Source organism: Profundibacterium mesophilum KAUST100406-0324, from assembly GCF_009835145.1.
Lineage (GTDB): Bacteria > Pseudomonadota > Alphaproteobacteria > Rhodobacterales > Rhodobacteraceae > Profundibacterium > Profundibacterium mesophilum.
In genome coordinates this window covers 1-250 of the sequence record NZ_APKE01000110.1, presented here as the reverse complement: position 1 = coordinate 250, position 250 = coordinate 1, and the positions used below count along the sequence as shown (strand labels likewise).

Annotated in this window: 1 pseudogene; it reads left to right on the top strand. The window is 70.8% G+C overall.

The features are described from left to right. Window positions 1-250 (top strand): annotated as a pseudogene (locus tag PMES_RS16470) (hypothetical protein); the annotation flags it as partial.

Sequence of the window (250 nt, the reverse complement as noted above, 5' to 3'; positions counted from 1 at the left end):
GCCCCTGTCGGCGAAAGATATCGCACGCGGTCTCGAGGAAACATCGGCGCCGGAGCCCGAGAAGCCCGAGGCACGGGTCATCGCACTCGAGACGGGCCGGGCCGCGTCCGCCAGGCGCGTGCCGGCCACGCCGCGGCCGACCAGCACACCGGAGCAGGAGGCCGCGCATGAGGTGTTTTACCGGGACTTCCGCGCCTCTGCGCAAGACGAAAGCACGCCGGCGGAGGTCGATGATCCGCTGGTCCGCTTC